Below are 14318 nucleotides of genomic sequence, written 5' to 3'. Positions count from 1 at the left end.
AAAAGTGAGCCGCCGTCAGGGCGGAACCCTAGGTGGCCGTTACCGCAGCAATGGATATGTACACAATCCAACTGTGTTGACTGTTAGGCCGCCTTCGCGAGCAAGCCCGCTCCCACATTAGAATCGCGGGGCGCCAGGTGCAGGGGCGTCGGCTGGCCGGCCGTCATCGCAGGCAAGCCAGCTCCCACCTTTATATTGCGGGCGGCAAGTAGATAGGCGTCGGCTGTAAGGCCGCCTTCGCGAGCAAGCCCGCTCCCACATTTGGATCGCGGGGCGCCAGGTGCAGAGGCGTCGGCTGGCAAGCCAGCCCCCACATTGGCAACGCGGGGCGTAAGGTAGGTCTCGACTGCCGCCGCGCCACTCAATCGTCGTCGTGCAAGTGCGCATCAGCACAGGGCAGTCGACCGGACTCCCCGCCGGCAATCCGTTCCGCCTGATCAATGCCGCGCTTGAGCGCGTCGCGCACCGTCCATTCGGCACCCGGCAATTGCTTGGTACGTTCAACCACGCATTGCCCCGTCGCGGTGTAGACGCACAGCAGCACTTCGATATCGCCATCTTTCCGCTCCCGGGCCCTGACTTCGATATGGCAGCCGTTTTCAACCTCCTGGGTAAAGCACTCTTCGTCGAGCGCCTTGGCGGCCCAGGTTTCATAGGTTTTGCCACGCATGAACATAGCTCTTCTCCAAAACCGTTAGTGGGGTTGGCCATCAACTAACGACTGAACTTCTTAACCACAATTCAGACTTTTTCCAAGGCCACCTCCATCATGCACCGATAAAAACCCTTTACCGCTTCGCCTGTTAAGCCGTTCGTCAGGCGAGGAAACAAATTGTTAAACCAACCCACGGGGCTCTATTCAAAATGTTCGGGAGCGCGGCGAAATGCGCCCTGCAGAGCGGCAGCAAAAGCCAATAGAACCGGACAGTAGAAGCACTTTATCTACTGACGGCATCTTATTGCCGAATATTTATTACCTGACGGCCCTTGGTGTTAATAAGCGCTTCGCTTAGTTAACACTTGAGCACTGATTCGGCACAGCAAAACGCAAGTTTCCAACACAGGAGCAAGGCATGAAACGAGCGATGGGTTATTGCCTGGTCACTATCACCAGCCTCTTCTTACTCACCAGTTGCAACCTGGTGGTCTTCAACCCCAAGGGGCAAGTAGCAACCGATGAGCGCGACCTGATTATTCTCGCTACGGGCCTGATGCTGCTGGTGGTCGTTCCGGTGATTGTGATGATGTTTGTCTTCGCCTACCGCTACCGCGCCACCAATAAAAAAGCCCGCTACTCCCCCCGCTGGGCCAGTTCACACAAAATCGAAGCGGTGGTATGGGGCGTTCCCCTGCTGATCATCATCGTCCTGGGGTGGGTGACCTGGGAGACCACCCACGCACTCGACCCCTATCGCCCGCTGGAGTCAGACACTGCGCCCATCAACGTGCAGGTGGTGGCCACCGACTGGAAATGGCTGTTTATCTACCCTGACCTGGGCATCGCCAGCGTCAACGAGCTGGCCCTGCCGGTGCACACGCCGGTGAGTTTCACCGTCACCTCCGACGCGGCCATGACCTCGTTCTTTATTCCAGCTCTCGGCGGGCAGATCTACGCCATGGCCGGCATGCAGACCAAGCTGCACCTGATCGCCAACGAGACCGGTGAATTCAGAGGGATTGCCGCCAACTACAACGGCCCCGGTTTTTCCGACATGCATTTCACCACGCTGTCCCTGAGCACTGCCGACTTTCAAACCTGGGTGACAAAGGTCAAGGGCGCGGCCACGCCTCTGGACCACAGCACTTACGCGCAATTGGCCAAGCCCACCCTCAAGCACCCGGTGACCTATTACTCGGCAGTACAGGAGCGCCTGTTCCTGGACATCGTCGATAAATACCAGGGCATGAACAAGGCCAATAAACCCCGGCGCTCGCCATTGAGCGACGCTGCACAACGCACCGATCAACACCCAAGTCTGCTGGCTGAGGAGCGGTAACCATGTTCGGAAAATTGTCGTGGGACGCGATCCCAACCACTGAACCCATTGTGATGTACACCCTGGCCGTCGTCGGCCTGATCGGGGTGGTGCTGGTGGGCTCGATCACCTGGAAACGCAAGTGGGGCTATTTGTGGCGCGAGTGGTTCACCTCGGTAGACCACAAGAAGATCGGTTGCATGTACATCATCGTCGCCCTGGTGATGCTGCTGCGCGGGTTCTCTGATGCGATCATGATGCGCACCCAGCAAGCCATGGCCGCCAGCGGCGGGCCGGGTTACCTGCCGCCGGAACATTACGACCAGATCTTCACCGCCCACGGTGTGATCATGATCTTCTTCATGGCCATGCCCTTCGTGGTCGGCTTGATGAACATCGTCGTGCCGTTGCAGATCGGCGCTCGCGATGTGGCCTATCCGTTTCTCAACGCGCTGAGTTTCTGGCTGTTCGTGGTGGGTGCGGCGCTGGTGAATATTTCGCTGGGGGTCGGTGAGTTCGCGCGCACCGGCTGGGTGGCGTATCCGCCGTTATCCGAGCTGGGTTACAGCCCCGGCGTCGGCGTGGACTACTACATCTGGTCATTGCAGATATCCGGCATCGGCACGCTGCTCACGGGGGTGAATTTCTTCGTCACCATCCTGAAGATGCGCACCGAAGGCATGACGCTGTTCAAGATGCCGGTGTTCACCTGGAACGCGCTGTGCACCTCGGTGCTGATTCTGGCGGCCTTCCCGATCCTCACCGCCACCCTGCTGATGCTGACCCTGGACCGTTACCTGGGCATGCATTTCTTCACCAACGAGGCCGGCGGCAACCCGATGATGTATGTGAACCTCATCTGGGCCTGGGGGCATCCGGAGGTGTACATCCTGATCCTGCCGGCGTTCGGGGTGTTTTCCGAGATTGCCGCCACGTTCAGCAGCAAACGGTTGTTCGGCTACGTGTCGCTGGTGTGGGCGACGATCGCGATCACCGTGTTGTCGTTCATCGTGTGGCTGCATCACTTTTTCACCATGGGCGCGGGCGGCAACGTCAACGCGTTTTTCGGCATCATGACCATGATCATCGCGGTGCCCACCGGGGTGAAAATCTTCACCTGGTTGTTCACCATGTACCGTGGCCGCGTGCGTTTCGAAACGCCCATGCTATGGACCCTGGGCTTTATCGTGACCTTCAGCATCGGCGGCATGACAGGGGTGCTGCTGGCGGTGCCGGGGGCCGACTTCCTTTTGCACAACAGCCTGTTTCTGATCGCGCACTTTCACAACGTGATCATCGGCGGCGCGGTGTTCGGCTACATGGCCGGCCTGACGTATTGGTTCCCCAAGGCGTTCGGTTTCCGCTTGAACGACAAGCTGGGGCGCATCGCCTTCTGGTGCTGGCTGGTGGGCTTTTATTTCGCGTTCATGCCCTCTTACGTGCTGGGCTTCATGGGCATGACGCGTCGCCTCAATCATTTCGACAACCCGGAGTGGCGGCCCTGGCTGCTGCTGGAGTTGGTGGGGGTGGCAATCATCCTCTGCGGTGTGGCGACGCAGGCCCTGCAGCTGTTGGTGAGCATCCGCAACCGTCATCAATACCGCGACCGCACCGGCGACCCGTGGGACGGGCGCACCCTGGAATGGGCCACCGCGTCTCCGCCGCCGCTGTACAACTTCGCCGAGCAGCCCAAGGTCAATGACCTGGACGCGTACTGGGGCATGAAGGAGCGCGGCGTCAGCACCCTCAGCCACACCGACTATCGCAGCATCCACATGCCGCGCAATACCGCGTCGGGCCTGGTCATCAGCCTGTTCGCGCTGGTCTGCAGCTTTGCGCTCGTGTGGCACATCTGGTGGATGGCGGCGTTCGGCCTGGTGGCCTCGGTGGTGGCGTTCGTGGTGCGCAGCTACGACGAAGACACCGATTACTTCGTGCCCGCGCAGGAAGTCGCGCGTATCGAAACGGCACGTCTCAAAGACCTGGCAGAGGCTTGACCCATGTCCAATATCGTTATGGAAAAAGACATCGCTCACACCCACGAACAAGGGCATGAAGACGCCGGTTCCCTGAGCCTGTTCGGGTTCTGGATCTACCTGATGACCGACTGCATCCTGTTCGCGACCTTGTTTGCCGGCTACGCCGTGTTGCGCGACAGCGTGGCGGGCGGGCCGTCGAGCATGGATATTTTCGAACTGCCCTATGTGCTGGCCGAAACCATGCTGCTGCTGTTGAGCAGTATCACCTACGGCTACGCCATGCTCGCCATGAACCACGGCAAGCAACGCGATGTGTTGCGCTGGCTGGGGCTCACGTTCGTACTGGGCGCGGGCTTCATCGCCATGGAGATCAACGAATTTCACCACTTGATCGAAGAAGGCTACGGGCCGGACCGCAGTGCCTTCCTGACCGCCTTCTTCACCCTTGTCGGCACCCACGGCGCGCACGTGTTGACTGGGCTGATCTGGATGGCGGTGCTGATGGTCCAGGTCAAGCAACGCGGCCTGACCAGCACCAACGCCACTCGGCTCAGTTGCCTGAGCCTGTTCTGGCACTTTTTGGACGTGGTGTGGATCTGCGTCTTTACCGTGGTCTATCTGTTGGGGGTGGTGTGACATGTACAAGCAAAGCTCGCTTCACAGCAGTGCCGGTACCAGCCATGGCAGCAGTCGCTCCTACCTGGTGGGGTTCCTCGGTCCTGCTCACCCTGGTCCCGTTCGGCCTGGTGATGTTCCCCTCACTGCCCCGCACCTTCACCGCCTGGCTGGTGGTAGCGTTGGGCGCGATACAAATCGTGGTCCACCTCAAGTTCTTCCTGCACCTGGACACGGCCGAAGAACAACGCTGGAACCTGATTGCGCTGATTTTCTCGGCGGTCATCATTCTTCTGTTGGTGGGGCTTTCGTTATGGATCATGAACAGTATTCATCACAACATGCTGGCGCACTGAAGCACACTGTGTGGGAGGGCGCTCGGGGAATGCACGATTATGATCGGGGGCAAGCCCTAATGCCACTCGGCTAAGCGAACGCAATGCTCAAAGCGACGAAGATCCAATGTGGGAGCTGGCTTGCCTGCGAAAGCGGTCGTGCTGTAACAGATGCATTGACTGACACACCGCCTTCGCGGGCAAGCCCGCTCCCACATTTGGAGCGCATTGGCCTGCTCGATCAGGCATCGAGCACCGCCCGGATTTTGCGCGGCAGGTCAGCGGGTTGATACGGCTTGGGAATCAGCTCGAATTCCTGCACCTGTATATCCGCGCGCGCCAGCGCGTCTTTCGCATAGCCGGTGGTCAGCAGGATCCTGATGTGCGGATACAAGCGCGACACCTCCCGCGCCAGTGCCGCGCCATTCATCACGCCGGGCATGATCAAGTCACTGAACACCAAGTCATACGTCGCCTGCTTGAGCATGCCCAATGCCTCGGCGGCATTGTGGGCGATGGCCGTGTGGTAACCGTAGTCAGAGAGAATCACCTGCGCCAACTCGGCCACCTCGGGCCGGTCTTCCACGATCAGGATGCGCTCGCTACCTTGCGGTGAGGTGGCCGTGGGTGTCTGCTCAACCCACAGCTGGCTGTCATCGGCCGGAAAGTACAAGCGTATCGTCGTACCGATACCCGGGTCGGAATGAATCCGCGCCGTGCCGCCCGATTGCTTGACGAAGCCGTACACCATCGACAACCCCAGGCCCGAGCCCTGGCCTTCTTCCTTGGTGGTGAAGAACGGTTGCATGACTTTGTCCTGAATACCTGCGTCGATGCCGTTGCCGTTATCCGAGACCGAAATGCTCACGTAACAGCCCTCGGCCAACCCCTCACGCTCGGCATCGATATCGCCGGGCACTTGGACGTTGCAGGTCTTGACGGTGACCGACGGATCAGCACGCCCGAGCAAAGCGTCCTGGGCATTCGACAATAAATGCTGCACCGCCAGCTCCGCCTGGACCGGGTCGATGCGGCAGTTCCACAAATCGTCGGCAAGCTCCACCTGCAACGCGACGCCCCGCAGCGCACGGGCCATGAAGTCCGGGCGGCCGAGCAAGCTGTTCAAGTTGATCACCCGGCTGTCGAGCCGTTGCTTGCGCGAAAACGCCAGCAACTGCTGAGTCAGGGTTTGCGCTTTTTCCGCCGCCGCCCGCGCACGGCTGGCACTGCTGACGATGCGCTGCGGATCGCTGCCGGGACGCTTGGCGCTCTGCTGGATCAAGTCGAGATAACCCATCATCACTTGCAGCAGGTTATTGAAGTCATGAGCGATGCCACCGGTCAGTTGCCCCAGCGCTTCCAAGTCTTGTGCGCGACGCACGCGCTGCTCAGCGTCGTGGCGCCGGCTCACGTCCAGCTGCGAGGCGAAAAAATACACCAGTTGCCCACGTTCGTTGAACAACGGCGAAATGAACAGCTCGTTCCAGAAGGTCGAGCCGTCCTTGCGGTAATTGAGCACCTCGACACAGGCCTCATGGTGCCGCTCAACTGCGCGTTGCACCTGGTGCAGCGCGTTTTTGTCGGTTTGGGGCCCCTGCAGGAACCGGCAATTGCGGCCAATCACTTCGTCCAGTTCAAAGCCTGTCAGGGTCAGGAACGCCTGGTTGGCAAAGATGATCGGGTTATCCGGCCCGGCGGGGTCGGTCACGATCATTGCGCTGTGGCTGGCTTGCATGGCCGCAAAGAACAGGTCTTTGCGGCTGGCAGACAGCATCGCCAATTCCATACCCTCGACCACAGGCTTCTTCTTTGTCGCCAAGGTTCACCTCCAGATACGTGGTATGTGTTCCATGGACCGTGAAAATGCTGCGCAGTGCCATCAAAGGGCGCGGCGCCCGTGATTGGGCGCCGCGCGACCGTACAGCCTGGGTCATGGCTCAGGTTTTGGCTGCAGCCCCCTGCCCAGGTCAGCGCCGGTCGTCGGGTCGCTGGTGGGGTCCGAGAGCGTGCGGATTTTCATGGCGCTCAGCACCGCTTCTTCGTCGGCGTCCAACTGCACGCTGGCGGTGCCGTCACCGCCATCGACCGCCGGTTGTGGGTTTTCCACGAACGCCCAACCCTCACCCTGGTTCCAGGGCCCGCGCAGGTTTTCCGCACCTTGGGACATGTTGAAGTACACCTGGGTGAACTCCGGCTTGCCCGGCAACTTGCCTTGGGGGAAATTCGGTTGAATGGCATGCAGCGCTTTTTCGAAGGAAAGCTGGTGAGCGATTTCCCGCGTCATCAAAAAACCCAGCGCATCTTTTACTCCCGGGTCATCGGTGACGTTCATCAGCCGCTCATAGACGATTTTGGCCCGGGCTTCGGCGGCGATATTCGAGCGCATGTCTGCGGTGGGTTCACCAATGGTGTCGATGTAGGCGGCAGTCCACGGCACGCCGGCAGAGTTGGTCAACGGCGAGCCGGCCCCGTACAGCAGGCTGGTGATATGCGAGTCATTGCCGGCGCCATTGAGCGCCCGGTACAACTCGCCCTCCTCTTCCACGCCTTCGGCCATTCGCCCCTTGGCGCCCTTGTTGAGCATCACGATGATGGAGCCGACGATCTCCAGATGGCTAAGTTCTTCGGTGGCGATGTCCATCAGCAAATCTTTGCGCCCCGGGTCGTCTTCCGCCAAGGCTTGGGTGAAGTAACGGGATGCTGCCGCCAACTCACCTTGGGCACCGCCAAACTGCTCAAGCAAAAGGTTGGCCAGGCCCGGATTGGGCTCGGCGACGCGGACGGTGTATTGAAGTCGCTTGTTATGTAGAAACATGAACAAATCTCCTCAGGCTTACGGAAAAAGGCGCCCTGCTGGAATGCGCGCCTACCTTGCATGGGAAGTGGCCTGCGCTTTAAAAATTTCAAAATAAACCGGCGCTTCATGACCAGCGGTAATGCGCTGCAGGCCAAGCGAAACGGCGTTTGCCGCGCAGTTTTCTCAGTCGGCACCGTGGTTTTCCGACTCGGGCACGACGTCGATGCCGGGCGTACCGCTGGCGGGTTTGATGCTGGCGTCAGCGGGTGTCGCGACGCTGTCGGGATGGTCCCAATCGGTGGTCGCGTTGGGGTCTTCGTCGCGCCCGGCAGTGCCAATCACGCAACCGTCTTCATTGGGTGCGTCTGGTTGCTCAAGCGGCCGGTACTGTGGGTTGGATGGGTTGTGCTTCATGGCTGAAATGCTCCCGTTCACAGGTTAGGAACTCGTTGGAACGACGCCTTTTTTTGGAGTGCGACGAAAAAGACGAATGGCAGGACCCTAAACTAAGCCGGCAGTTTCGATCTTATTAATACCGAAGCGCTGACCGGCCATAAAAGTTATACGAAGCGGCGTATCAACCAAGTTCCTGTATAACTTTTTCAGCGAAATTACCGTTCGTCGCCGGTTAGAAAAATCGGTAAAACATTTCCCAAACAGCCAATATCGGAATAAGTGTCCGTTGCGAAACGGCCAACTAACGAAACGCTAACTTAGCGATTGGAGAACTATCATGACTACAGGTAATAAAAACCCGGGCAACTTTGCCAATGATCGCGAAAAAGCCTCCGAAGCGGGTAAAAAAGGCGGCCAGGCGTCGGGCGGCAACTTCGCCAACGACCGTGAAAAAGCCTCGGAAGCCGGCCGTAAAGGTGGGCAGCACAGCCATGGCGGCGGTCGGAAGTCGGGTTCTTGAGTAACGGTGGGAGGGGCAGCCTGGCTGCCCCTTCAAACCAAACGCGCAGAACATAAGTGACATATTCATCACTGATAAATAATCGTAAACGTCGCCGACGCATTGGCCGGGCCTGGCGTGACTCGGTTGGCGGTTTGCAGATAACGGGCACGCAAGCGGATGTTGTAGCTGGACTCGAAGGACAGTGGGTTAATACCGCTGGCCCGATTCATCCCCAGGGGTACCGGGGTACTGTCTAGTGTCGCTACTTGGATGCCGACTCCGCTTGCGGCAGGCGAATTACCTGTGCCTGTGGGATCAATGCTCAGCACGCCCGTACTGGCATTGATCGCCGGGCGCGAGGAGTCGATGCGAAATTGCAGGGTGTTACCCGCTAGGGTTCCGCCGGAGCCAACGCCGGTGGGTGAATTACCACTTTGCGAAAGCCAGCCAGGTCCGGTGGTGGAATAGGTGCCATGGAACGCCGGGCAATCATTCAAGTTGATGGAAAAATCTGTCCACCCTGTGGCGCTGTTAAGCCCGGTGAACTTATTGGTCAAGTGCGTCCCCATCGGCACTGAAACATCCGGCGTACTGCAGGTGCGCGAGACAATCTGGATACTGCCGGAGATGCCCATCCTGAAACCCTGCATCCTGGCATCGCCGAAGTTGCCAAACAGGCTCACGACCGGCAATGAGCTGCCCGCCAATACACCTGGCGTTACTTCCCCTAGTTTGATCAGTATCAATTCGAAGTTCGAAGGTCCATCAAACGGAATCAGGCAGCGAGAGCCCGATGTGCAGGCAGTCCAGGATTTGTTGGTTTGCCTGGGCAGCACGCCGCCGAGACTATTGATAACCACCCCCAGCCCTGGAATTCGGGTTCTGTAGACCTTGTTGGCATAGGGGCCGCTGGACCAATTGGCTAAGCCAGAAGTCGCCTCGACCGTCAACTCGGTCCACTGTTGAAACGGAGCAAACCGGCAGTCCAGCTCGGGTGCCTGGCCCAAGGCCATGCTGAAGCGCTGTCGATAGACTTCGGCGCCCACCGGCACATCACGTCCGACGGTAATCGCCGAGACCTGCAATGGCATGTTGCCCACTGCGGCCTGGATACCGTTGTTATATGTACAGGTCACTGCCATGGCCGTATCGGCCATCGCCCAAAGTGCCGCCAGCGCTAGGCTGGGTTTGATCAAAGCGCCCATGTTCATAACGGTACCTTTTGCATGTTGTTGGGCGGCGTGCTGCCCGCGACCTGTTTGCCGGCGGCGCAAATAGCGTCCACCTGCTGCAATTGCTGGCCCTCGCCGGGGCCGGGAGGAATCATCAGGGCACACTGTTGATGGGTCTTGCTGCCCCAGTTGATCAACAACTGGCGAGTTTCTGGCTTGATCCGGGCATAGAGCAGACCGCCCTGCCCGACCATCCCCACCGAGGCGCCTTCGCCGTCGGTCACGCCTGCGCCAAATGGCAAGCTGCTGCCATCGTCCAGGCGCACATTGAGCAGCACCGCACGGCCCTGATTAGTGGTGTATTTAAGATGCACCACGGCACCGGCGCGTGGGGCGACTTGTTGGCTGGTCTCGTTGAGTTCGACATCCAGCGAACTGCCAATCGGGTCGATGGCCACCTCGTTCAGCTCATAAGGCCGTAGGTACGGCACCACGGCATTGCCGCGACTGTCGAGCGTGAGGCCGGGGTATCCCGAAACCTTGGCGCCCGCGGCACCCGGCGCACTGACCACCGCCATGGTTTCGCCGCGGTACGGCGTCATGGTCACACCCTCGGCGTGGGCCACCACGATGCCGCTGGCGCCCATCGAGGCGCTGGTATAGCCATCGCCACGCCCCAGTGCCGCACTGAGCATGGCTCGCCCACCCGTGTACTGACCGTTAAGCGCGGCGCTCTTGCTGTGGTTGGCGCCGTCATGGCCGAAATTGGCGCTATAGCCATATTGACGGTCTTGGCCGGCGGTGCCGCTGATACCGGCCTGCTCACTGTAATTGCCTTGGGTATCGCGGCCCACCTGCGCGGTTATTTGCGGAGTGTTACCCGACGCGCCGAAATCCAGGGGCATGCTCATGGTCAGCAAAAAGCTGTTCTCCATATCGCCCAGCCCCATGCGGCTGCGGTTGGCATTCACACTGAAGCTGACGCGGTTGAACTGCTTGCTGTAGCTGAACTGGTACTGCACATCACTGCCCGGCTGATTCCAGTAGTTTTGCGCGTAACCGCTGATAGAGACTTGCCCCCAAGCCCCAAGGTTCTGGTCGGCGGTCACCGAAAAACGACTGCGCGGGCGACCGAACATGCTCGAATCCCAGCCATTTTTCTCGGCATCCAGCAGTTGGATGGCGTTGCTGAAATCCAGGTAGTCCTGAGTGGAAAACCGATAGGCCGCCAGCGAGAAGTTACTGCCGGTACTGAGCACATTCTTGCTGTACGACACCCGCATGCTCTGGCCCTTGGCAGCGCCGCCGGCCAGGTCGGTCTGGGCGTGCGTGATGTCCACGGCCATCGCACCGATGGGTGTGCCGAACGCCAGGCCGGTGAGCACCGCCGTGTAGTCATCGCTCGATTGCAGACCGGCAAAACCGGTGAAGGTATTGTTCAAGCCGTACTGCATAGTCCCTTGCAGCAGGCGCGCCTGATCGTCGACGAAGTTGTTGCGGGTTTCACCCGCGGTGAGGCTGAACCGCGAGGTGCCGGGGCGTAGCAACTGGCTGACCGAGGCGTAGGGCACGATAAAGTTCTGCTCAGTGCCGTCGGCTTCGGCCACGCTCACGCTGAGGTCGCCACCATAGCCGGTGGAGTACAGGTCATCGATCACAAACGCGCCGGGCGCCACGGTGGTTTCCAGCAAGATATTGCCGGCCTGGCGAATGGTTACCCGCGCATTGGTGCGGGCAATACCCCGGATGACCGGCGCATACCCGCGCATCGAATCAGGCAGCATGCGGTCGTCAGTGGACAGTTGCACGCCACGGTAGGACAAGGTGTCGAAGATCTCGCCGGTGGTGTTGGACTCACCCACCGTCAGTTGGCTTTTCAACGCGGTGATATCACGCTGAGCGTATGTGTCCAGAGCCTGATACCGGCTGCCCAAACGTGACTGCCAGCTCATGGACGCGTTGTGGCGCAGGCGCCAGTCCCCCAGGTTCAGGCCCGCGTTGAGGCCCATGAACGCCGAATCGGAGTTGCCACTGCGGGTGCGGTTACGATTGGCGTTGAAGTTGTAGCTGAGCATGGCGGCCGTCACGCCACGGTCCCACAACTGCGGGCTGACGTAACCCCGCGCATTACGCTTGAGCGCCACCTGGGGAATGCTCAGGTCCAGCGCCTGGTTCTCTGGGGAGAAGTTCGCGGTAGCGCCTGGGATTACCTGCCACACTGCCGGGCACGCCTGACTGTCGAGCATCGTGCTGGCCTCGGGCGTGAGGCTGGCCATTTGCACACCCTGGCGCTCAAGCAAGCCACGGTTCATACACACCACCGGCTTGCTGCCGTCGGCCTGGGCGTCAATGCGAATATCCTGCCGGTTGTTCAGTTGCCCGTTGAGGATGATGTCGGCTCGGTATTGACCGGGCATCACCGGGTTGCCGGCCTGGTAGGCACTCAGGTCAAGATTGCGCGAGTCTTCGGGCAGGAAGGCGTCATTGAACTGCACTTCTTGCGCCAACGCGCCTTGCATGCTCCACACGCCTGGAGCAATGGTCAATGCCTTGAGGATCAGGGCAGTGAGCGGATTCAAGGCGAAGCGAGGCCGCGCCCGCAGAAAAAGCCTGGAGCAAGAAAAGGTCGACATAGATGACTCGCGGGTAAAAACGTCAGGAATGGATCAGGGCTGCAGCGTGTTGCGGGTCGGGACCAGCGCGCCGTAATCGTTGATGGCGCTGAATTCCACATGGGCCTGGCTCGACGGCCTGGCCTTGAGCGTGGGCAGCGCGAACTGCCGGGTTTCTCCAGGGCCGACCATGCCGTCCTCACTGCGATAGCGTTGGTTACCCGCCACCAGGTCCAACTCGATCAGCGAGACGTGGAACGCCGACGGGTTGTACGCCTTCAGCGCCAGGCCTTGGCCATCGCGTGCCGTAACCAATTGCCACTGCACCTGCTCAACCGCCTCATTGGGATTTCCAGGCAAGCCAACCGGGCGATAGAACAGCTTGATGCGCGAACGGAAAGCCATTTGCAGCGTATTGAGGTCTGCACCCGCCTCGGGTTTGGGCGGGATTTCGAGAACGTTGAGCCAGAACACCGACTCTTTGTCCTGCGCCAAAGGCGCGCCGGTAAAGAGCACTCGCAAGCTTTGGCCCTTGGTCGGGTCAATGCGCGCCACCGGGGGCGACAGCAGGAACGGCGCCTTGGAGCTGGTGGGTGTCGATTCGACGCTGCCGGTGTCGATCCATGATTGGACCAGTGCGGGCAACGTGCCGTTATTGTTCAGTTTTACGGTGATTTCTTTCTGGTCCGCCGGATAGACCAGGCGCGTACCGGTAATCACCACTGCAGCGAATGCATGGGAACACATCAGTGTGGCCAGGCCGATCAGCAGCAGTGGTTTGAATGCACGTGTGCACGACATAGAGCAATCCCTTTACCGTCTGGATGCACGCCCTTCAATACCGAGCAGGGCGTGTGTCCAAAGCCTGCGACTTACTGATAATTGATGGAGTAAGTCACGGAGCCCACAACGGTGCCCGGCGTGGTAGCCGACTGGGCGTAGTACTGAACGGCGTACGGCAGCACAGCGGTCAGGGCAGTTGGGTCAACAGTTACGCGGCTGGTGGAGGTAACCTGAGACGTGTTGCCGGCCTTGATCGCGTTGCCATTGGTGGCATCCACCAACTGCAGTTGGACCTTGGTGGCTGAACCGCTGATGTTCTTCACATTACCGCTGGCCGGATCAACACCACCGCCCGACTCAAAGAACGCCGCCGCGGTTTTGATCGCAGCAGAGCACTTGCTCAGTTCGATGTTGAAACCGGTCTGGCCAGCTACTTGCCCGGCGGAAGCCAAGGAAGCGGTGGAGATGGTTGGCAAGGTGACGGTGGTCGCGCCGGAAGCTGCTGCACCATTGACGGCCACTTGGCAGGTTTCGGCTTTCAGCTCACCGTTGAAATCAATTTTGCCGTCCGAAGCCATGGCAGCAGAAGAGACGGTGGCAGCGACCAGTACAGCGAGGGCGCGAGCTTTGTAATTCATGAGTAACTCCGAGAGCACGATAGACTTGATTAAGTTGTGAAGTTCCCTGGACGGGAAATACTTCTGCGTTGTTGCGAAGTGAAGTGTAAGCAGCGCACTTAATTTTCAAAATAGGAGTGCTCTGAAAAACAAATAACCCGGGCAAATCACCTTATAAACAGTCGATTAAAAGCAACAAACAAAGTCCCCCACCATAGTGGACTGGCTTTAATAAGCCAACAGACAAAGCGTCTATAGGAGTGGTCCTAAAAGCGCGCCTGAACGGTATATTTAAATCCAGCTTATATAATGGGTCATCGTTATTCTGATCATCAGATGTTGACTGACCCACCGTTATCGCAGCCTAAGCATCTACACAACTTCGAGGTTAGGCTGGACCCGTGGCGGCCTGACAGCCGACGCTTATTTACCTGGCGCCCCGCGATCCAACTGTGGGAGCGGGCTTGCTCGCGAAGGCGACCTGACAGTCAACACAGTTGGATTGGGTACATATCCGTTCCTGCGGTAACGGCC

The 14318-nt window shown here is 59.4% G+C and carries 12 protein-coding genes and 1 pseudogene; 5 read left to right on the top strand and 8 right to left on the bottom strand.

The annotated features are described in order from the left end of the window. Positions 1-361 precede the first annotated feature (361 nt). Complete coding sequence (locus A7K61_RS27975; RefSeq protein ID WP_069558810.1) at positions 362-676, bottom strand: hypothetical protein; 315 nt, start codon at positions 674-676, stop codon at positions 362-364. A gap of 397 nt (positions 677-1073) precedes the next feature. Between A7K61_RS27975 and cyoA the strand changes: the two genes are divergently transcribed. From cyoA to cyoD, 4 genes and pseudogenes are all read left to right on the top strand, one after another. Beyond that, complete coding sequence (gene cyoA / locus A7K61_RS27970) at positions 1074-1997, top strand: ubiquinol oxidase subunit II (RefSeq protein ID WP_069558809.1); 924 nt, start codon at positions 1074-1076, stop codon at positions 1995-1997. A 2-nt stretch (positions 1998-1999) separates the two neighbouring features. Next, the gene (gene cyoB, locus A7K61_RS27965; RefSeq protein WP_069558808.1) at positions 2000-3973 is read left to right on the top strand and encodes a cytochrome o ubiquinol oxidase subunit I; all 1974 of its coding nucleotides are present in this window, start codon (positions 2000-2002) and stop codon (positions 3971-3973) included. Positions 3974-3976: 3 nt separating this feature from the next. After that, positions 3977-4591, top strand: coding sequence for a cytochrome o ubiquinol oxidase subunit III (gene cyoC / locus A7K61_RS27960; RefSeq protein ID WP_069558807.1), 615 nt, complete (start codon positions 3977-3979; stop codon positions 4589-4591). A 1-nt stretch (position 4592) separates the two neighbouring features. Then, positions 4593-4926 (top strand): annotated as a pseudogene (gene cyoD / locus A7K61_RS27955) (cytochrome o ubiquinol oxidase subunit IV). A gap of 220 nt (positions 4927-5146) precedes the next feature. On the opposite strand, the gene A7K61_RS27950 reads toward cyoD, so the two are convergent. From A7K61_RS27950 to A7K61_RS27940, 3 genes are all read right to left on the bottom strand, one after another. Next, positions 5147-6724 carry a histidine kinase famiy protein gene (locus A7K61_RS27950; protein WP_171905502.1) on the bottom strand — a complete coding sequence of 526 codons (1578 nt, stop codon included), beginning with the start codon at positions 6722-6724 and terminating at the stop codon, positions 5147-5149. 111 nt (positions 6725-6835) lie between these two features. After that, entirely contained in the window at positions 6836-7720 is an 885-nt protein-coding gene (locus A7K61_RS27945) for a manganese catalase family protein (protein WP_069558805.1), read from the bottom strand. A gap of 165 nt (positions 7721-7885) precedes the next feature. Then, positions 7886-8116 (bottom strand): hypothetical protein, encoded by a 231-nt coding sequence (locus A7K61_RS27940; RefSeq protein ID WP_069558804.1) that lies wholly within the window; start codon positions 8114-8116, stop codon positions 7886-7888. Between the two features lie 319 nt (positions 8117-8435). Between A7K61_RS27940 and A7K61_RS27935 the strand changes: the two genes are divergently transcribed. After that, positions 8436-8618, top strand: coding sequence for a general stress protein (locus tag A7K61_RS27935; RefSeq protein WP_003190457.1), 183 nt, complete (start codon positions 8436-8438; stop codon positions 8616-8618). Positions 8619-8686: 68 nt separating this feature from the next. Here A7K61_RS27935 and A7K61_RS27930 read toward each other — a convergent pair whose 3' ends face one another. The 4 genes from A7K61_RS27930 to A7K61_RS27915 form a co-directional block, all read right to left on the bottom strand. Continuing rightward, positions 8687-9805 (bottom strand): fimbrial protein, encoded by a 1119-nt coding sequence (locus A7K61_RS27930; RefSeq protein WP_229999502.1) that lies wholly within the window; start codon positions 9803-9805, stop codon positions 8687-8689. Between the two features lie 2 nt (positions 9806-9807). Further along, entirely contained in the window at positions 9808-12405 is a 2598-nt protein-coding gene (locus A7K61_RS27925; RefSeq protein WP_069558803.1) for a fimbria/pilus outer membrane usher protein, read from the bottom strand. 33 nt (positions 12406-12438) lie between these two features. After that, positions 12439-13185 carry a fimbria/pilus periplasmic chaperone gene (locus A7K61_RS27920; RefSeq protein ID WP_069558802.1) on the bottom strand — a complete coding sequence of 249 codons (747 nt, stop codon included), beginning with the start codon at positions 13183-13185 and terminating at the stop codon, positions 12439-12441. Positions 13186-13256: 71 nt separating this feature from the next. Next, a complete protein-coding gene (locus A7K61_RS27915; protein ID WP_003190448.1) occupies positions 13257-13805 on the bottom strand; it encodes a fimbrial protein in 549 nt (182 codons plus the stop codon). Positions 13806-14318: the final 513 nt, after the last annotated feature.

Origin of the sequence: Pseudomonas sp. AP42, from assembly GCF_001728935.1 — a bacterium.
In the GTDB taxonomy this organism is placed as follows: domain Bacteria; phylum Pseudomonadota; class Gammaproteobacteria; order Pseudomonadales; family Pseudomonadaceae; genus Aquipseudomonas; species Aquipseudomonas lactis.
The sequence above is the reverse complement of the archived record's forward strand: the minus strand, read 5'-3'. Positions and strand labels throughout refer to the sequence as shown.